General features: G+C 42.4%; 10 protein-coding genes. 9 read left to right on the top strand and 1 reads right to left on the bottom strand.

The window, feature by feature from the left end; all coding sequences use genetic code 11:
- Nucleotides 1-7: 7 nt before the first annotated feature.
- From L0P88_RS10985 to L0P88_RS10945, 9 genes are all read left to right on the top strand, one after another.
- Nucleotides 8-2,407, top strand: coding sequence for an ABC transporter permease (locus L0P88_RS10985; protein WP_247134617.1), 2,400 nt, complete (start codon nucleotides 8-10; stop codon nucleotides 2,405-2,407).
- 17 nt (nucleotides 2,408-2,424) lie between these two features.
- Nucleotides 2,425-4,848 carry an ABC transporter permease gene (locus L0P88_RS10980; RefSeq protein ID WP_247134616.1) on the top strand — a complete coding sequence of 808 codons (2,424 nt, stop codon included), beginning with the start codon at nucleotides 2,425-2,427 and terminating at the stop codon, nucleotides 4,846-4,848.
- Nucleotides 4,849-4,867: 19 nt separating this feature from the next.
- On the top strand, nucleotides 4,868-7,237 hold the full coding sequence (locus L0P88_RS10975) for an ABC transporter permease (protein WP_247134615.1): 2,370 nt from the start codon (nucleotides 4,868-4,870) through the stop codon (nucleotides 7,235-7,237).
- Nucleotides 7,238-7,287: 50 nt separating this feature from the next.
- Nucleotides 7,288-9,726 (top strand): ABC transporter permease, encoded by a 2,439-nt coding sequence (locus L0P88_RS10970; protein ID WP_247134614.1) that lies wholly within the window; start codon nucleotides 7,288-7,290, stop codon nucleotides 9,724-9,726.
- Between the two features lie 265 nt (nucleotides 9,727-9,991).
- Nucleotides 9,992-12,415: an ABC transporter permease gene (locus tag L0P88_RS10965; RefSeq protein WP_247134613.1), complete on the top strand. Its 2,424-nt coding sequence runs from the start codon at nucleotides 9,992-9,994 to the stop codon at nucleotides 12,413-12,415.
- Nucleotides 12,416-12,434: 19 nt separating this feature from the next.
- A complete protein-coding gene (locus L0P88_RS10960; RefSeq protein WP_247134612.1) occupies nucleotides 12,435-14,816 on the top strand; it encodes an ABC transporter permease in 2,382 nt (793 codons plus the stop codon).
- 15 nt (nucleotides 14,817-14,831) lie between these two features.
- On the top strand, nucleotides 14,832-17,297 hold the full coding sequence (locus L0P88_RS10955) for an ABC transporter permease (protein WP_247134611.1): 2,466 nt from the start codon (nucleotides 14,832-14,834) through the stop codon (nucleotides 17,295-17,297).
- Between the two features lie 22 nt (nucleotides 17,298-17,319).
- Nucleotides 17,320-17,985, top strand: coding sequence for an ABC transporter ATP-binding protein (locus tag L0P88_RS10950; RefSeq protein ID WP_247134610.1), 666 nt, complete (start codon nucleotides 17,320-17,322; stop codon nucleotides 17,983-17,985).
- Between the two features lie 797 nt (nucleotides 17,986-18,782).
- Nucleotides 18,783-20,276, top strand: coding sequence for a S41 family peptidase (locus tag L0P88_RS10945; RefSeq protein ID WP_247134609.1), 1,494 nt, complete (start codon nucleotides 18,783-18,785; stop codon nucleotides 20,274-20,276).
- A gap of 4 nt (nucleotides 20,277-20,280) precedes the next feature.
- Here L0P88_RS10945 and L0P88_RS10940 read toward each other — a convergent pair whose 3' ends face one another.
- The gene (locus L0P88_RS10940) at nucleotides 20,281-21,396 is read right to left on the bottom strand and encodes an NAD(P)/FAD-dependent oxidoreductase (protein ID WP_247134608.1); all 1,116 of its coding nucleotides are present in this window, start codon (nucleotides 21,394-21,396) and stop codon (nucleotides 20,281-20,283) included.
- Nucleotides 21,397-21,417 lie beyond the last annotated feature (21 nt).

Here is a 21,417-nt window from a genome sequence, read left to right as displayed (position 1 = left end):
AGGGGTCATGTTTAAAAACCATTTGAAAATTGCTTTTCGAAATTTGTTCAAAAACAAAGGGTTTACCATCATAAATATTGGGGGGCTGGCTTTAGGAATGGCCTTGGCCGTCCTAATAGGCCTTTGGATCGAGGACGAATTTTCACAGAACGATTATTTCATCCATAAGGATAGAATTGCCCAGGTGTATCGATCCATAACCCAGAATGGGAACACCAGTACCAACGCGTTTACACCCCTTCCCCTGGAGCAGGCGCTGCGACGGGATTATGGTGATAATTTTGAGCATGTGGTCATATCATCGTGGACCATGCAACAATTCCTGGAATATGAAGGGAACAAAATTGCCCGCAACGGTAACTTCATGGAATCCGGGGCTCCCGAACTCCTAAATCTTAACATCATCAAGGGAGAAAGGGATGCCCTGGATGAAATCAATTCCATAATGCTCAATGCATCTACTGCAGATGCGCTTTTTGGTAAGGAAAACCCCATTGGAAAAGTAATCAACGTGGACAATACCCATGACATGATGGTTACTGCCGTTTATGAAGACCTTCCCTTTACTACTTCATTTAGAGAGCTCAATTTTCTAATGCCCTGGGGACACTATGCCAGCACCAATGAATGGGTCCGGTCCAGTCTTGACATCTGGGGCAGGAACTCCTTTCAGCTTTTTGTACAAATCGCGGACAACACTACCATGCAGGCCGTTACAAACTCCATTGCTACTATTGTTAAGGACGCCGATGAAGATCTGGCGGAATTCGACCCAAAGCTTTTTTTGTTGCCCATGAACGATTGGCACCTGAAGAGCAACTTTGAGCAAGGTCAGCAGGTAGGTGGCCGTATTACCTACGTATGGCTTTTTGGGATCATTGGAGCGTTTGTGCTCCTTTTGGCCTGTATCAATTTCATGAACTTGAGCACGGCCCGGTCTGAAAAACGGGCATTGGAAGTGGGCATTCGCAAGTCCATAGGTTCACAACGGCCCCAATTGATTTCCCAATTTTTGATCGAATCCTTTTTGGTGACCTTGTTCGCCTTTGTATTGGCCATGATCATCATTAATCTTTCCCTTAACGGTTTTAACCAAATTGCCCAAAAACAAATGGCATTTCCGTGGGGCGAATTCCGGTTCTGGATCGCTTCTTTTCTGTTTATCCTGTTCACGACCCTTTTGGCAGGTAGTTATCCTGCCCTGTACTTATCGTCCTTTAATCCCGTGAGTGTTTTAAAAGGGACCTTTAAGGCGGGTAAATATGCCAGTTTGCCCAGAAGGGCTTTAGTGGTGTTACAGTTCACGGTTTCCGTGGTGTTTATTATTGGCACCGTGATTGTCTTTCAACAGATCAACCATGCACAAAACCGTCCCATCGGATATGATAGGGAAGGCCTCATCCAAATACCTGCTTTCAGCGCCGACTTTGTTGAAAAAACCGATTTAATGCGTGAGGAGTTCATTAACTCAGGGGCGGTCACCTCCATGGCCACTGCTTCTGCTCCCATAACTGATATCTGGTCTGTGCAAAGTGGTTTTGACTGGGAAGGAAAACCCTCCGACTTCCAGGAAAGCTTGGCCTGGACCGCAATATCCCCTGAATATGCCAAAACCCTGAAACTGAATATTGTTCAAGGCAGGGACTTTTCCAGGGATAGGGCATCTGACTCATTAGGGGTACTTATCAACGAATCTGCGGTAAGCTATATGGGATTGAAAGACCCTGTTGGGAAACTACTAAAGGACAGTGCCATAGAAAACCCTGGACCACCACTTAAGATTATTGGGGTCATAGAAGATGTGGTTTCCCGCTCACCTTATGAACCCGTTCTACAAGGGATATATGTTTACAACCGGCTTGGAATTGTCAATTACTATTATCTACGGCTCAATCCAAACCAAAGTGTTGAGGAAAGCCTCACTACCATTGAAGGTGTGTTCAACAAACATTTTCCGGCCATTCCCTTTCAGTACGATTTTGTGGACCAGGAATATGCCAAAAAGTTCAAGGCCGAACAGCGCATCGGAACCCTTTCGGGAATCTTTACGGCATTGGCCATCTTGATCAGCTGTTTGGGGTTATTGGGCCTGACCTCTTTTGTTGCCGAGCAACGTACCAAGGAAATTGGTGTTCGCAAAGTATTGGGGGCCTCTGTTCTCAACGTATGGAACATGCTTTCCAAGGACTTTCTAAAGTTGGTGATCCTCTCCTGTTTTATCGCCGTGCCCATTGCCTACTACCTCATGAGCGGGTGGTTACAGGAGTATTCCTATCGGGTTGTCCTAAAGTGGTGGATCTTCGCACTGGCCATGTTGGGAGCCATGGGAATAACAGTATTCACGGTTAGTTTTCAAGCCATTAAGGCTGCAAAACAAAATCCGGTGAAAAGTTTACGGACAGAATAAACCTTTAAAAAACAGTAATGCTCAAGAATTATTTCAAAACCATTTTGCGCCGGGCCAAAAGGGACCGGATGAATACCCTTATCAATCTCTTTGGGCTTTCCATGGCCATTGCCTGTTGTTTGATCATTTTTTTTTTTGTTGATAATGAATTGTCATACGACACCTTCCATAAGGATGTAGATAAGATTTATAGGATTACCACCCATGAAACTACCGAAGATGGCATTACCAGAAATTATGCCAATTCCTTCTTGGCCTATGCCCCACTACTGGAAACCAAGTTGTCCTCCATAGTGGAAACCGTCCGTATGTTACCACAGAATGTCAGCATAAGCGATGACGAGGGCATAACCATTTTCCAAGAGGCCAATTTCTTTTATGCAGACCCTTCTTTTTTGGATGTCTTTTCCTTTCCCCTGGTCCAGGGAGATAGGGCATCCGCTTTAGCTGCTCCTGACAATATATTGATCACCGAAAGTATGGCGAAAAAATATTTTGGTGAAAAAGAGGCCTTGGGCCAATTGCTAAGAGTGGAAAAAAGTTTCGTGTTTAAAGTAGCAGGGGTATTTAAGGATCCCATCGATCAATCGAGCCTAAAATTTGATTTTATCGTTCCCATGGCCGCTGCAGAGGATCTCTGGGGACCCTGGATAGCCAATCCCAATAGCACATGGCACTATCCCCCGGTATATAGTTTTGTGCAACTTAACTCCAAGGTTAATCTAAATGAGACGGTACAGTATATCCAAAACATTGAAAAAGAGTTCATCCCGGAAAACATAGCAGATACAAGAACACATGCTATCCAGGATTTTACCTCAATCCATTTCTCCAGTCTGGAAAATGAGTTACAGCCCACCATTAACCGAAATGTTCTTTTTCTATTTATAGGTGTTGGGGTCGTCATACTCTTTGTGGCCGCCTTTAATTTTGTAAACCTGTTTCTCACCAAAATAGTGCTGCATTTAAAATCTCTGGGCATCCAAAAAGTTTTGGGCGCCAATAACAGTGGCATATGGAAACAATTGCTGCTGGAAAGCCTTTCTTTTCTTTTTATCTCGTTGATCTTGGCATTGCTATATGGCACACTCATCCTTCCTTGGTTCAATTCCCTGATGAAAACGCAGCTACTCTTATCTTCGGTCTTTTCCAGCGGGGTCATTTTTTATTTGGTGGGATTATTGTTGCTCATTGGTATTTTCATCTCGTTTATCCCTTTGATCATCATTTCCAGATTTCGGTTGATCGCCTTTTTGAAAAGTAGGGGATCGTCCATGTTCAAAGGAAAAAAATCCGCTTCCGTCCAATCCTCCTTACTGGTATTGCAGTTTGTCGTTGCGGTCACTTTGATCATTGCCACGGTCATTATGCAATCCCAAATGCATTACATAAAAAATAAGAATTTGGGTATTCAGCAAGATCAGATCCTTGTGGTTCCCGTGCGGGATGGGACCATTCAGAATAGATTTGATGCCTTTAAGGAAAAATTACTACAATCCCCTGAAATCCAATCGGTTTCCGCAATTTCCAATTTGCCTTGGGAAAAGGGCTTTTATGATTTTGAAACGTCAATCAACAACAATGGATTGGTGACCAAAGCCCATGCAAATACCCTTCTGGTTGATGAAAACATCGTAAACACGCTGGACATGACCATGGTAAAGGGCCGTGGTTTTTCCATTGAACGCGGAACCGATTCCACAATGGCCTTTGTCATGAATGAAGCGGCCGCAGCAAAATTTGGTATCGATGATCTCCAGAACGTGAAATTATCCATGGTTGGGGTAGGATCATCAGGTTCCAAAGAAGGCCGTTTAATCGGTATAGTCAAAGATTTTCATATGCAGTCACTGCATGACAAAATCCAGCCCTTACTTCTTACCGTTTCCCCAAGAAGTTATTTTATAGACAATGTTCTGATTCAAGTGTCCAAATCGGACGTTCCTTCTGCCATAGCTTCGGTTGAGGCGAATTTTAAGGAATTTGCCCCCGATAGGCCTTTTGAGTACTTCTTCCTGAACGATGCTTTTGACCGACTGTACCAAAGGGAGTATCTCTTAAGTACGTTGTTCCAATATTTCTCCATCATTGCGATTATCATTGCCTGTTTGGGGTTGCTGGGGATAACGGCCTTTACCGCTACCCAGCGGCTCAGTGAAATTGGTATACGCAAGGTGTTGGGCTCCTCCGTGGCAGGAATTGTAAACCTACTCACCTCCGGTTTTTTAAAACTTGTTCTTGTGGCCGTAGTTATCGCCATTCCCATTGGATGGTGGGCCATGGACAAATGGTTGGAGGGCTTTGCCTATAAGACCAATATTGGCTGGTGGGTATTTGCCTTTGCCGGAATTAGCACCATGGCCATTGCCTTACTAACCGTTGGTTGGCAAAGCTTTAAGGCCGCTACTACCAACCCCATAGAGGTTTTACAAAGAGAATAACCCCAAAAAACGAACGATTATGTTTAAAAACCATTTGAAAATCGCCTGGAGGAATATTGTAAAAAACAAGGTCTTTTCCTTATTGAACATTACAGGTCTGGCCACTGGCCTTCTATGCAGCCTCCTCATATATCTATGGATAGGCAATGAACTCACCATGGATAACTACCATGAAAACATAGATCGATTGTATTCCGTTTACCAAAAGCAGATTTTCGAAGGTAGGGTAGATGCAGGGTATTTTACTCCGGCGGTGCTTCATAGGGAGTTAAAAAATAAAATTCCTGAAATTGAGAAAGCTTCCCCAATGAGTTGGAAAGGCGCCAAAACGTTTGCCTACAATGGTAACGTCTTTAAGCAAGAAGGGTTTTTTGTAGGTGAGGATTATTTTGATATGTTTTCGTACCACTTCTTGGAAGGTACGGTAGCCTCCGTACTAGATTCCCCGGATAACATCGCTATATCGGAAGAAATGGCACGGCTTTTTTTTGGAAGTCCCGAAAATGCCATTGGTAAATCGATTTCCTATGACAATAGCCGCCCGTTGAACGTATCCGCTGTGCTTAGGGATGCCAGCCCCGACACTTCCAAAAAAAGTGATTTTTTCCTGCATTGGGATATTTTCCTGCAGGAAAACGGATGGGCACCCGATATTACCAATAGTGGCCCAGCGACTTTTATAATGCTCAAGGAAAAATCGAACGTTGCGGCCGTACATGCCAAAATCAAGGATTTTCTAACACCCTACAGGGCCGAAGAAGATGACAATTTTACAGTGGAACTGGGGCTACAGCCTTTTGGGGAGAGCTATCTGAACAACAATTTTAAGAACGGTATCATTTCAGGTGGTCGTATTGATAATGTCCGCATCTTTGGTTTTATAGCTTTCTTCATTTTGCTGATTGCCTGCATCAACTTTATGAACCTGGCTTCCGCCGGTTCCTTGAAACGAGCCAAGGAAGTGGGCATTCGGAAACACTTGGGGGCCAAAAAAGGAAGTTTGATATTTCAATTTTTAGGGGAAGCGCTTTTACTCTCCTTCGTTAGTACAATTTTATCACTCGTATTGATAGCATTGGCAATGCCAACATTCAATGCGCTTTTGGGAAAGGATTTAAGTCTTTCCAGCCTCCCTCCTTTATCCTGGTTGGGTATTTTGGGGATTTCCCTTTTGACCGGAATTGTTTCGGGTAGTTATCCTGCATTTGTACTGTCTTCCTTTAAAGCGATCTATCTATTCAAAAACAACAAAAACGCCAATGCCGGTTCGCAATGGATTCGGAAGGGCTTGGTCGTTTTTCAATTTGCCCTGACCATCATCCTGATTTCGGGAATGCTGATTACATCGCGTCAAATCGATTATATACAGAATGAAAGACTCGGTTTTGACCGTCACAATGTTTTTGTTTTTGCATTTCAAGGGGATTCCACACGCACTTTTTCAGGCCTAAAGGAAAGGGCTTTACAACTTCCCGGAGTGGAGCATATGTCGATTTCCAATGTAGGACCAATGCAGTTTTCAAATGGCTTTGATGATGTACAATGGGCGGGTAAACCCGACAATGACCCAACCATATTCATGAGTATGGATGTTGGGTCCGATTTTGCCAAAGCTTGGGGCACGGAAATGCTTATGGGCACCGATTTTTCCGATCAAAGTATGGCCGATAATTCAGGCTATATCATCAATGAGACCGCCCTGGGAATAATGGGGCTTGAAGACCCCATAGGCCAACCCTTGACCATGTGGGGCAGGGAAGGTACCATTGTTGGGGTAATGAAGGATTTTCCAATAAATACGGTAAAAACCGCGATTCCCCCATTGGTTATTCGCAATGGGGAATATTTGAACAGGGGAGCCGTTTTGGCACGGATCAGTCCTACAAATACGATTGAAACGGTAGAAGCTCTGGAAAAGTTGTATACCGAAACACTTCCAGAAGTTCCCTTCGATTATGTCTTTACCGATGCGTGGTACAATGCCATGTACAAAAGTGAAACCATCTTCTATAAGCTCTCCCAATACTTTTCACTGATGGCGATATTCATTTCATGTTTAGGGCTATTCGGCCTGGTCATCTTTTCGGCCCAACAAAGGGAAAAGGAAATCGGAATACGAAAAGTACTCGGTGCTTCGGCCAGTAAGATTACCCGTCTTTTGGTGAAGGATTTTCTGAGATCGGTGGTCTTGGGCATTGTCATTGGTTGTCCTGTTGCTTGGTATTTTATGGATAAATGGCTTACCAGCTACGAATATCGAATCGATATGCCCTGGCGGGTCTTCGGATTTGCGGGAATTTTGGTAATTGCAATAGCACTGTTGACCGTTGGTTTTAAATCGATAAAAGCGGCCATAACCAACCCAGTGGAAAGTTTACGAACGGAATAAATCATCAATCTGCCCATAGCATGGTCTAAGGGCCAAAAAAACGAACAATCATGTTTAAAAACCATTTAAAAATCGCTTGGAGAAGCTTGAAAAAGCAGCCCTTTTTTACCTTTCTCAATACGTTTGGTCTGGCCATTGGTATGGCAGGGGCCTTGCTTATTGCCCTTTACATCCATGATGAACTGAGCTACGACAAAATGTTTGCGGATTCGGACCGCATTTATCGAATTAATGCGGATGTGAAATTCGGTGGTCTGCCGGAGCAGCTTGGCGAATCACCCGAACCCATGGCAGAAACCCTGATGCGGGACTATCCCCAAGTGGAACTGGCAATACGTATTAGGGACCAAGGGAGTGTGTTGATCAGAAAGGCAAATGTAACCAGCAATGTAAAGGAACTGAACAGTGCCTTTGTGGATTCTACCTTCTTTAAAATGTTTGGGCTTGCGTTTTTGGACGGAGATGTAACTACAGCATTGACAGAACCCAATACATTGGTACTCACCCGAACGGCGGCCGAAAAGCATTTTGGGGTAAACAACGCCGTTGGCCAGGAAATGGTACTCAATAATCTAGGGACCTTTAGGGTAACCGGTGTTATGGAGGACATGCCCAAGAATTCCCTCCTACGGGACCATACCGTCTTTATTTCCATGCCCAGTTTTCAATTTGCACAAATCGGTCATTGGGGCAGTCTTAACTATTACACTTTTGTGAAAATGGTGCCCAGCGCAGATATGGCCGCCTTTCAAGAAGGTTTGGACTCTTTGCTCGGGCGTTATTTGATTCCGTGGATACAGGATTATTATCCCGGTATGACCGAAGCTTCATTCCGGGCCTCCGGAAATTTTATCAATTACAGCGCCATGCCCCTTACGGATATTCATTTGCAGTCCAATATGAAAACCGAACTCAGCGCCAATGGAAGCATACAAAACATCTATATCCTTTCGTTTGTCGCCATTTTCCTTGTAGTTCTGGCCGTTGTCAACTTCATGAACCTTTCCACGGCCTATTCCTTGAAACGGGCCAAAGAGGTTGGGGTACGCAAGACCTTGGGTTCCGACAAATCCGATTTGGTCCGCCAGTTCCTTACAGAATCCGGATTCATCTGCTTTCTTTCCCTACTACTTGCCGTGGGTGTTGCTTTTTTGGTGTTGCCCCTATTCAATGACTTGGCGGACAAGGCCATTTCCATTCCTTTTCAAAACCCTATGTTCTGGGCCATTTTAATAGGTGCCACCTTAGTGGTGGGTGTCCTATCGGGAACCTATCCTGCATTTTTTATGTCCAGATTTATTCCGGTCAAGGTATTGAAGGGGAGCGGGCTTTCCGATGTCGGTGGAAGTAAAGTACGCAACTCGCTCGTTGTTTTTCAGTTTGCCATATCCATCCTTTTAATTGTGGCCACCGTAGTGGTTTATCAGCAATTGAACTTTATCCAAAGTAAGGAACTGGGCTATGACAAAGCACAAATCCTGGTATTGGAGGATATAAACAATGCAAACGGCCAAGAACAGTCCTTAAAGCGTGAGGTCCTACGTTTGGGGCAGGTACAAAGTGCCACCCTCAGTAGTTTTTTGCCTACTCCTTCCGCAAGAACGGGTCAAACCTTCTTTAAAGAGGGCGCCAACAACCAGGAGGATGCCATAAACATGGAAAACTGGAGGGTAGACCATGATTACCTTTCTACCTTGGGCCTGGAACTGATTGCAGGCAGGGATTTTGATGTTCGTATTCCGACGGATTCCAGTGCCGTAATCATTAACGAGGCCACACTCAAAACACTGAACGTGAGTGCGGAAAATGCTATTGGACTACGCATTTCATCGGATTTGGGGGCGAGTGAGGAAGATATTACCTACCAGACCATTATTGGGGTAGTCAGGAATTTCCACTATGATTCCATGCGGAAGAATATTGAGGCCCTCTGTTTGGGCATTGGAAGGTTCCCTGGATCCCTGGCCATAAAAATGGGAACCCAAGATGTTACCGCAACAGTGTCTGCCATTGAGGGAATCTGGAATACCATAGCTCCTGGACAACCTTTCAACTATTACTTTTTGGATGACTCCTTTAACGACAGTTACGATGCGGAGCAACGATTGGGACAAATATTTTCCGTTTTTACTGTCCTTTCCATACTCATTGCCTGTTTGGGACTCTTTGGATTGGCCACTTTTAATGCCCAAAGAAGGACCAAAGAAATTGGAATACGCAAAGTTTTGGGGGCCGGTATAAGTCAAATATCATATCGATTGACCACGGATTTCTTGAAAATGGTGGGCTGGGCAATTGTTATTTCCCTGCCTATTGGGTGGTACGCCATGGACAAATGGCTTCAAGACTTTTCCTACCGCATCGAAGTTCAATGGTGGATGTTGCTCCTGGCCGCATTTTTGGCCATAGCCATTGCCGTTCTTACGGTGGGCTATCAAAGCATTAGGGCCGCCGTGGTAAATCCCGTGAAGAGTTTGCGGGCGGAGTAATCCATCAAAAACGGGGGTGCATTCTTAAAGTAGCATTGGGATAGGTAGTTGCGGGCAATTATCGGACCAAAAAGGAAGTATGGGTTTCAAGTCCTTCCCTTCAATGGCCCAGTGTAAATATATTATACAGAATCTGTAAAATAATTTTACACTAGCAATGGTGCGATTAGTCACATGTAGCTGTATATCAGGTTCTTGTGTTTTGGCATGAAAATCGAACTACACTAATACACCGAAGGTGTAACCCAATTTCAAAACACAACCCATGTATACGCTTTTTTTAAAAATCGCCACGAGATACCTTTTCAAAAACAAGCTATACTCCCTGATCAATATTCTTGGCCTTTCCATAGGTGTGGCCTCCTTTGTATTGATTATGCTCTATGTGGACCATGAAAATAGCTATGATACCTTTGAAGGCTCCGAAAATGTATATCGGGCCTATATGGACTATCAGGAGGGGGGTAAATGGGTTGCTGGTGACGCCAATACCTATATCGTTACGGGACCCACCTTAAAGGATGAGTTTCCTGAAATCAAGGATTTTCTGCGGTTCCGCTATATAACTGGGGGCTTACTGCTCCGTGGAAATCAGGTTTTTGAACACACCAAAGGGTCTTTGGCCGATCCCTCCTATTTCAAAATCTTCCATTCCCAGTTAAAACACGGCAATGTTGCTACTGCCTTGGAGGAACCTTACTCCATAGTACTTACGGAAGCCTTGGCCCAAAAAGTTTTTGGTTCCGAAAACCCAATGGGCAAATCCCTAAAACTTATGGATAGTTACAGTCCAATTTTTACCGTGACCGGAATTCTTAAGGAAAACCATCGAAATACCCATATAAAGAATGATTTTTTAATTTCCTTTAGCACCTTTCGTGCCTGGGAGGTCTTTGAGGGGGATTGGGAACGGACATGGACTCAAAATATATATTACACCTATTTCAGCATCGATCCCAATACCAATACGACACTGCTGCAACAAAAAATAAAGGATTTCAAGATTGAGGCATTACCCTACGAGCGGCATAACATTGAACCTTTGGAAGATATCCACCTATACTCCAATAAACCCTATGAGGCGGAGGCCAATGGGAGTATCCAAAGAGTGCGGTTTTTATTTGTAATCGGGGTAATCATCATTGTCCTCTCCTGGTTGAACTATATCAATCTTTCGACGGCCAAATCGCTCGAACGGGCCAAAGAGACCGGAGTCCGAAAAGTCGCCGGTGCCCAAAAGCCCCAAATTGTATTTCAATCCTTGTTGGAGTCCTTTTTATTGAACGGCATAGCCGTACTGCTGGCCATTGGCATTGTTTTTATAGCGTTGCCTTCCTTCAATACTTTTATTGGCAAGGATTTGTCCTTGGGAATTTCCAATATTGACCAAATGCTCCCCATTTTTGGTCTTGTATGCTTAGGTTCCCTGGTTTCGGGACTATACCCTGCCTTTATTTTGAGTAGGTATACCCCTGCCAATACCTTAAAGGGAAAGGTCAATACCTCCCCCGTTGGCCTTAAGGTGCGAAAAGGACTTATTGTTGGACAGTTCTTCGCCACCATTATCCTACTGGTGGGGACCCTCATGGTCAATAAACAAATCTTGTTCTTAAAAGACCGGCCCATTGGTGCCGATTTGGAACAAGTGGTCGCCCTACATTGGCAAGTACTTAATTTGGGATTGGATTCCGATTCCACTCTTGTGCAGGGGATAAGGGCCTTCAAGGATGAATTGCGTAACATTCCCTTTGTGGAAAAAACGGCAACGGCAAACACCTTTCCAGGAGGCAGGTACGAAGACCTGGGTTCCAGTGCCGGAATCACCTTCCCTAACGGAACAAGGGATGAAAAAAGGATTACCTATAATTACTCCGTTAGCCCTACCTTTTTTGAATTAATGGATTTCACCTTTGTAGCGGGAGGGCCCTTTAAAGAAACCTCACGCGGTTACAGCAATGAAATTGTCATGAATGAAAAATTTGTGCAATACATGGGCATATCCGAGATGGATGAGGCCATTGGAAAAACCGTACGATTTTGGGAACAGGATTGGACCATCGCCGGGATACTTAAGGACTATCACCATTTTGGATTAAAAACGGGTATTGAACCCATAATTTTACGATACGCTCCCAGTTCCAACAACATCCTTGTAAAACTAAATCAGAAGGCGATGGCTTCCGGTGGTATGGAACAGGCCATGGTCCAAATTGAGGGTGCCTGGAAGAAAATATTTCCGGAAAGCACTTTTAATTATACGTTTCTCGACCAAAACTTTGAAGCACAGTACAAGGATGACAAAACCTTTGGCACCGCATTCCAGATTTTTACGGTTTTGTCCATTTTAATTGCATCCATGGGCCTTTTTGGACTTACGTCCTATACCGTTGTACGGCGAAAAAAGGAAATCGGGGTACGAAAAGTAAATGGTGCGACAATACCCCAGATCCTTGCTTTACTGAATACGGATTTTGTAAAATGGATCGGTTTTGCATTTGTCATGGCCATACCCGTTTCATGGTATGCCATGAATCAATGGTTGAATGGTTTTGCCTACAAAACAAGTATGAGTTGGTGGGTTTTTGCCCTATCCGGATTTCTGGCATTGGTCATCGCCCTTGTGACCGTAAGCTGGCAAAGTTTTAAGGCGGCCGCCCAAAACCCAGTGGAAAGCTTAAGGACAGAGTAACCATTAAAAAGTCAGAACCATGTTGAAACACAATCTAAAACTCTTCTTTAGGAATAGTAACCGCAATAAAGGCACCTTTTGTATCAATGTTATTGGACTTAGCGTGGGGATAGCCTCCTTCCTGGTCTTGGTCATCTACGTGTACAATGATTTGACCTACAATCACTTTAACACAAACCTTTCCAATATCTATAGGATCCAAGAAGTGTATGAAGAGGGAACAAGCACCGCCACAAAAGGGCTTCTGTTACCACAAATGCAGCAAGAAATTCCAGAAATTGTCAATGGAACCCGAATTTTTGATTGGGATGGTCACCGTTTAAGTTATGGTGACAATGCATTTTTAGAGAATGTTTTTTATGTGGATAAGGGATTCTTTTCCGTTTTTAGTTTTCCCTTTAAGGAGGGCGGGGCCAATGGTGTTCTTGAGGAAAAATACAGCGCGGTCATCAGTGCTCCCTTCGCCTCCAAATATTTTGGCACTACCTCAGCTTTGGGCAAGCAATTGCAAGTAGGTTTTGACGATGTTTTTTTTACCATTACCGGGGTTGTTGATATTCCTGGGAACTCCTCCGTAACATTTGACATTGTAACTTCTTATGAAACCGGCGGGACCATCTCGCCCTGGATCAAAGACGTCCATGATTGGTACAATACTTTTTCAGAGACCTATGTGGTGCTTCAAGATGGTGTGCGTCCGTCCCAAATTGGGAATAAGCTGGACAATATTGTTAAGGCGAACTTCCTTCCGGCAGGGAAAAACAACACTAAAATAGATTTAATCCCTTTTTCCGAATACCATGCTGCCAAGGAATCCAACCAAACCTTGATCATAATTTTGGCCATCATCGCTGTGGGTATTCTCAGTATAGCCCTTGTAAATTTTATCAATTTAACCATAGTGAATGCGCTGTCAAGAACTCGTGAAATTGGTGTCAAAAAGGTACATGGTGCCTTAAAAAAGCACATTGTAAAACAAATTATGGTCGAGTCCCTTGCTACGGGATTTATGGCGTTACTTCTTGGTCTGATCCTTTTTAACGCAATTTTACTTCCTACCTTCAATTCCCTCTTTGGTATGGAGTTGGCATTTCAATCCCTAAACCCCTATTTTTTGGGCGCGCTACTTCTTGGCCTTTGGATTTTTACGGGACTATTTTCCGGTATAGTGCCTTCCGTGCTGTGGTCAAGAAGCAAATTGATCGAGAACCTCCAGGGGAAAATCACAGCGACAAACAAATCCGGTTTTGCCAAACACTCCTCAGTCATTGTACAATTTGTAATCGCAATTGTTTTGATTTCCGGAACCATTACCGTAAGGAGGCAAATCGATTTTATGATCGGCAAAAACCCGAAGTTTGATAACGAGAATGTCATTGTTGCCCAAACCGATTTTTGGAAGCATAAGGATAGTGAGGTCGCCTCTAGAAAACTTGATGTGATTTCCAAGGAACTATTGGATAGCCCTTTCATCTCCTCCGTTAATTTTACAGGGAGTGTCCCCGGGGATTATGATGAAAACTACAATACTTTTTATCCAATTGGTGAAAGTATTTTGCCGGATATTGCGCTGCGGAAATCATACGTTGGCAAGGATTATTTTAAAACGCTGGGAATTGATTTATTAAGTGGGCACGGGTTTGATAAAGATCCAACCAGCTTAAAAAACACGGTGGTCCTGAACAAAACTGCCATGGACCAATTGGGTTTTTCCAACGCCGAAGGCCAAATCCTGGTCGAAGGGAGGAAAGGCGGAACGCAATATCGTGTGATTGGGGCCATTGATGATTTTAGCTATCAGGGTGTACAGCGCGCAACCGAGCCATTGGCCCATTTTTTTGCGGACATGGAAAATCTAATGGATTGGGATTATCTCACCATTCGATCGGAAAAGGGAGCTACATCACAGGCTATCGCCCTTTTGCGGGAAAAATGGAACGTGCTATTTCCGGATGCCCCTTTGATCTATTTTTTTACCGATGAAAAACTGAACATTTATTATGAAGAATATGAACGTGTAAATACCCTGATCACATGGTTTTCCCTATTGGCCATTATGCTTTCCTGTATGGGCTTGTTTGCTTTGGCTTCCAACACCATGGCACGCAGAACAAAAGAAATTGGAATACGCAAGGTGAACGGTGCCACCATTGCCCAAATTCTTGCCCTTCTCAACAAGGATTTTGTAAAATGGATTGGGTTGGCCTTTCTTATTGCCATCCCCATTTCATGGTTCGCCATGAGTCAATGGCTTGAAGGTTTTGCCCATAAAACAACTCTTAGTTGGTGGGTTTTTGCTTTGGCGGGGGCTGCTGCACTCTTGATTGCCTTGGCAACGGTGAGCTGGCAAAGTTTTAAAGCCGCCATTGTAAATCCCGTGGAGGTATTACGGGACGAATAACAAAAACACTAAAAAATGCTAAAAAACTACATAAAGGTTGCCTTTCGAAATCTTTTGAAACATAAATTGTTTTCGGTCATCAACGTTTTAGGGCTATCGGTGAGTATGGCAACCTGTTTGTTGATCATCCTCCTGATATACAGCCAAAAAAAGGTGGATGGCTTCCATGAAAAGCAGGACAGGATCGTCCGGGTTTTAAGTGTTGAGGAAAACCGTTCTTTCGCCTCAACACCATTGCCCTTAGGTAAAATGCTTTCCGAAAACTATCCCCATGTAATAGAAGATGTGGTACAGATAAGATCAAGCTTTGTGGGCGGGGACGTAGTATATGGTGACCATAGGATTCCTTTGGCCGGACGTTACGTGGACGACCGTTTTTTTACTGTTTTCGACTTTAATCTGGTTTCAGGGGACGCGAAAACGGTATTGAAGGAACCGTTCTCCATTGTCCTTACCAAAAAATCGGCCGTTAAACTGTTTGGGGAAGCCAATCCAATTGGCAAGTCGATTAAACTCAATGATGTTGGTTTGAATACCATGGGCATTGATTTGATTCCCACGGAAAACAAAGAAACCGTATTGGGCGATTTTGTGGTCACCGGCATCACGGACAACACACTACCCTCACATATCCAATTTGATTTTTTGGTCTCCATGTCCACCATATCCTCTCTGGTAAAACAAGGAAAAAGCAATGCTACTTTTGATAATTGGGAAAATTATTTTGATGCTTACCTCTATCTGTTGTTGAAAGAAGGTGTTTCCGAAAGGGCTTTGGAACCCATTCTAAATGATGTAACCTTAGAAAAGTATAGCACTCTTGAGGATGTCAATATTAGGTTTGCTTCTGAAAAACTCTCCCAGATCAATGTGAGCACCTTTCATCAAAACCCCATGAGTTTACGAATCCCCATTGAAATCATCTACGTGCTTTCCTTTTTAGGGTTGATTGTACTATTTTCTGCCTGTTTTAACTATGTAAATCTTTCTTTTGCCCGTTCGCTGACACGCTCCAAGGAAATTGGGGTTAGAAAAACCATGGGTGCTTCCCGGCATCAGGTATTCCTACAGTTTATACTGGAATCCATACTTGTTGGATTACTCTCATTGCTGATCGCTATTGGACTGCTTCAAGTATTGACCAAGGTATTTTTGGATTTATGGATAAACCAATTCTTGATTTTGGATTTTAGGTTTGACATTGCCCTCTTTTTGGTATTCGTTTTGTTCAGTGTTATAGTTGGCGGGATGGCAGGAGTGTTTCCAGCTTCCTTTTTATCTTCTTTTTCGCCCATAAAGACCCTTCACAATACCACGGGCATGACCCTTGGAAAAGGCAAACGCATACATCTTGGAAAGGGATTGGTTGTACTACAATTCTGCGCCTCCCTCTTTTTTATCATTACCACACTTTTAATCTTTTCACAGCTAAACTATCTCACGGAGAAAGAATATGGTTTTGACCAAAGCAATGTGATCAACCTTAAACTTCAGGGTATGGATTATGAAACCCTGACCAATGAACTGATTCAAAATCCGTCCATTCAAGGGATTTCTGCCTGTTCCTTTGTTCCCGGAACAGGTGGTTATAGCGGAAGTGTGCTCATTGAAAACAATGGTGCCAAAGGGGAAAGCGATTTGACATCACACTTTATTGCCGTAGATCAAAACTTCATTCCAAATCTAAAAATACAGCTCAAAGCCGGGACAAATTTTTCTGCTGAAATGCCAAAGCACAATGAGGAATTTGTAATTGTGAATGAGGCCGCAGCGCAGTTGTTGGGTTATACGGTACCGGAAACCGTGGTAGGGGAAACCATTCGTATAGGGGAAGAACGAACCGCTTTAACCGTAATTGGGCTAACGTCCAATTTCATATTCGACCTGTTGACCGAGGCAGACCCCAAAGATCCCTTGCTTTTGAGATACTTGCCGGATAAATTTGCCTATGTGAACGTACGCCATACGCCGACTTCGAATACGGGATCCGTCATTTCGTTTATGGAACGGCAATGGAAAAGTTTGGATAAGGTTCATTCGTTCAAATACCATATTTACGAAGATGAGCTTAAAGCCACCAATGCCATCTTTTCCGATATCATTTACATCTTAGGGTTTATCTCCTTTTTAACGATTACCATATCAACCCTTGGCCTTTTGGGAATAGCGGCCTTTACAGCGGAATCAAAAAGGAAGGAGATAGGCATCCGAAAAGTACATGGAGCAAAAACAAAAAACATTACATTTCTTTTATCCAAAGGTTTTTTGCCCTTGTTCTTAATTGCTGTTTTGGTTACGGGGCCCCTAAGTTATTTCGTAAATACGCTTTGGTTGGAAGCCTTTGCCTATAAGGTCAGTTTCAGTCCATGGATCATTGTTTTGGGGATGGGCATCATGTTCGCAACCGGTTTTGGAACCATTTTGTCGCAAACAATAACTGCTGCCCATGACAACCCTTTAAAAAGACTAAGAGAAGAATAAACAAAACTCAAAAAACAATAGTATGCTTTTACAACTCAAAAACATCTTTAAATGGGTCAACTCCGGTGGCCAACGTATCTTTTTGTTAAAGGACATTAACCTTCAAGTAGAAGAAGGGGAATTCATTTCCGTGATGGGGCCTTCCGGTTCTGGAAAATCCACCTTGCTCAACGTCATTGGTATGCTGGATACCTTTGATGAAGGCGAGTACCATTTTTTGGATGAATCCGTGCACACATTAAAGGAAAAACATCGCTCCAACCTTTATAAGGAATACATCGGTTTTGTATTTCAGTCCTACCATCTATTGGATGATTTAAAAGTGTATGAAAACCTGGAAATGCCCCTGCTCTATAAAAAATTCAAGGGCTCCGAAAGAAAGGCCATGGTAGCCGATATGTTGGATCGATTTAACATTGTTGGCAAAAAAGACCTTTTTCCTGCCCAATTAAGTGGGGGACAACAGCAATTGGTCGGTGTGGCCAGGGCCTTGATCGCGAACCCAAAATTGATTTTGGCCGATGAGCCTACTGGAAACCTCAACTCGCAACAGAGTGAAGAAATCATGCAACTGTTCAAAAGGTTGAATGAAGAAGATGGGGTGACCATTATTCAGGTGACCCATTCGGAGAAAAATGCCGCATACGGGTCCCGAGTCATTAATCTATTGGACGGTAGGATGGTTTAAACTTATTTCCATTCTTTTAATCCATTATTCAATACTTTATAGAAAAAAGGTTTATTCGCATTTGATTCATGTAGTTCAACTTTTTCCTTAATGGATTTCCAACTTTTGAGGATTAAATGAACCTTTTCGGAATACTTCTCACTTGCAAAACTGAGAGAGCAAAACGGAAACCTTATATCTTTTTAAGAGCTTTATACGAGCCTTTAATGCATTAAAATTCGGCTATACTCTTTCTATACCCGAATGTAATTATAGGACAATTCCCGCCTATGATTGTATTCATTTTTATTTATGAATTTGACAATTCTCTATCAAATATTGAATTCAAATCAACAAAATACTAGGGTTTTTAATATTTGCTCCGTATTACTTATAAATGTAAAAATTCTCATTTAATAAGTATTGAAATTGACAAATGTTTTGGTAGTAGATGATAATCCTTTTTTCTGTGAAGTAATTAAAGGTTTACTGGAGTTGAATTTTAATCAAAAAAAAGCAGCAAATATTTCGTTGATATTGCTCATAACTCCAAAGAGGCTTACCAAAAGGTATTCGAAGAAAAAAGTTAATCTATGATTTGGTTTTTCTAGATATTAGGATTCCCAGTTATCCTGACAAGAAGATATATTCCGGAGAAGATTTGGCCGATTTGATGAGAAAAGAAAAAATCAAATCAAATATTTCAATTGAAGATAGACTGTATAGTGTATATAGAAATGTTGAACCTGAAGGAATAATTATAAAAGACAGATTTGGATATCCAAATTCTGAATGAAATTGTCAAAAATATATTGTCTATGTCTAAAACGGTAATTATACTGACTATTAGTTTACTGTCCGCTATTTGTCTGTTCGGATCAATGTTGGGTACACGGGTAAATTGCTCCATTTCGGGAAGCCAAGCTGCGGAAGAGCTCAATAATCTCAGAAAAATTGCAGAGAAAAAATCTGCTTATGTCAATGTGAGGTATCGAAGATTTGATAAGGCCTTCGCAAAACTAGATTCTTTTTTGCAAAAGAAAGAATCTATTACTAAGAAGGAGATAGAAATAGCTGTCACAAATGTTCTTGGGGAATTAGGAGATAGGCATTCTCGGGCAAAATATATTGGAGACTGCAGACCAGATAAGTTTTATTTGCCATTTTCCATAGCCCCTTGGAAAGAAGATAAAATCCTTGCTTTATCCAGTATGAAGGATGATTCTTTATACTCTTTTGTCTTAAATGGTTTTCCATTTTTAAAAAGTATAAATGACATTGAAGTAAAAAAGTATATATACGAGTACAATTTAAAAGATAAATATGCTCCAACACGTTCGAGATTGGCACGTGGTGTAAGTCGGTTGTATAGATTCTATAGTGTAGCTCCGTCAATCGCTTATGGTGATACCCTAAGGTTTACTTTTTCTTCTTGGGATGAAAAGAGCGATACTACATTGCAACTTCCTTTGTCAAGACATAACAGAAAATGGCGTGATGTATGTGATGCGCATTATGATATTGAAAATCCAAAATCATTGAAGTTGATGGCATCAACACTGTCCAATAATATTGGATATATAAGAATACCCGAGATGTTTGGACGCCGAAAAAATGAAGAATATTTCGACTGGCTTTCTAAGGCCATGGAGAAAAATAGAAATGCGAATGCCCTTATACTGGATATCAGAAATAATTCAGGAGGGCAAAGAGAATTACTTTTCTTTTTTGCCAACTATTTTTTAGAAAAAAACGAATATCACGTTGCCAATTTAGTGCGCTTTCGAGATAAGATTACCGATTCTGAAAGAAAACGATTAGAGATTAGGAATATAAAATCGTATGAGGAACATAACAAGGAAGCCAAAGATGCTATCTCGAAATTTATGAAAAATTTTCGTCCATCAATTGAATTGGATGAGAATAAATTCACGGACTATTTTTATATGGTACTAAGAAATGATAACTCGGCTGAAAAATATCATTTCAATAAGCCAATATACATATTGCAAAATGAGAAATCAGCAAGTGCGGCAAGTGTCTTTGCCAGCTCTTTTAAAGGTTATCCCAATATACATCTTGCTGGAGTTAAAGCAGATGGTTCTAGCGGCATGAGTCAAGCTTATCGACTGCCTTTGACCGAATTGGAAATTAGATGGTCAAGAATGATATCTTATCAAAGTACTGGAGAATTATTTGACGGTGATGGCGTCGCAGTGGATTATGAATTAGAAAGATCCATAAATCAAATACTTGGAATGGAAGATACTCAGTTAAAAGCTCTTTGTGACATAATAAATTCTAATATCTAAGAGCCTAATGAACAAGCTCTGCCAAACCCTTCCCCACGGAAGTGCCTATGGCGATTCCCATTCCGCCAAGTCGAACACCACAATAGGTTCGGTTTGACAATTGCTCGATAATGGGTTTCTTTTGTTCCCCCACCCCCATAATACCACTCCAACGATGGTCTATTTCAAATGGGGTGTTGGGGAGGATTACTTTGGACAGGAGCGTTTCCAACTTGTTTTGGATCAATTTCGTTTGTCCAAATTCCTTGGTTTCCTCGGTCTTGAAATCCAAATTCCGACCACCACCAAATAAAATCCGGTGGTCTATGTTCCGAAAATAGTAATAGCCCTCATCAAAATGAAAGGTGCCCTTGACCGCTAAGTTTTCAATGGGTTTGGTGATTAACACCTGTGCTCTTGCCGGACGCACGTCCCTGCTCAAGAATTGCGAAGCAAAGCCATTGGTGGTAATCAGTAATCGGTCGGCCGTAAACTCAAATTTGTCCGTCTTTATGGAAACACCGCTTTGTAGCTCCTCAAACCCTTGTACCTGAACCGAATTTAAGATATGGACTCCTTTGCCCAACACTAGTTTTAACAGCGTTTGCATGAGTTTTCCCGTGTGCAACTGACCTTCTTCGGAATGGGTAATGTATTCACCCCATATCCCTTGAAAACCAAAACTATTTGAGTGGTGTCCAAACACCTTTTTCCCAAAAACAGGTTCCAATAGGGTATTAATCCTGTCCAAAGAAATCCTACAGCTGTCATAAAGGGCTTCATCCTTTTTTAGGAATAACTCGTGCCCCCCAAGCTTTAAAAAATCGATATTGGCATCCCCTAAGGTCCGCCTGAGGAGTTGAATTCCCTTAAAGCGCTGGGCCACCAATTTTGAGACCTCTTCCTCAGTATGCTTCTTTAGGTCCGATACGATTTCCGAAACACTTCCAAAACAGGCAAAACCCGCATTTTTTGTGCTTGCTCCCTGTGGCAATACCCCTTTTTCCAAAACAAGAATTTTGGCTTTGGGAAACCGTTCCTTAAGAAATAAGGCCGTACTTAACCCAACAATACCGCTTCCCACCACCGCAAAATCGATATTGGACAACCAGGTTTTGTATTCCCAATAGCTAAGTTCCATAAAAGAAAAACCCCGATAAAT

It is taken from the genome of Muricauda sp. SCSIO 64092, assembly GCF_023016285.1.
GTDB lineage: Bacteria > Bacteroidota > Bacteroidia > Flavobacteriales > Flavobacteriaceae > Croceivirga.
The sequence above is the reverse complement of the archived record's forward strand: the minus strand, read 5'-3'. Positions and strand labels throughout refer to the sequence as shown.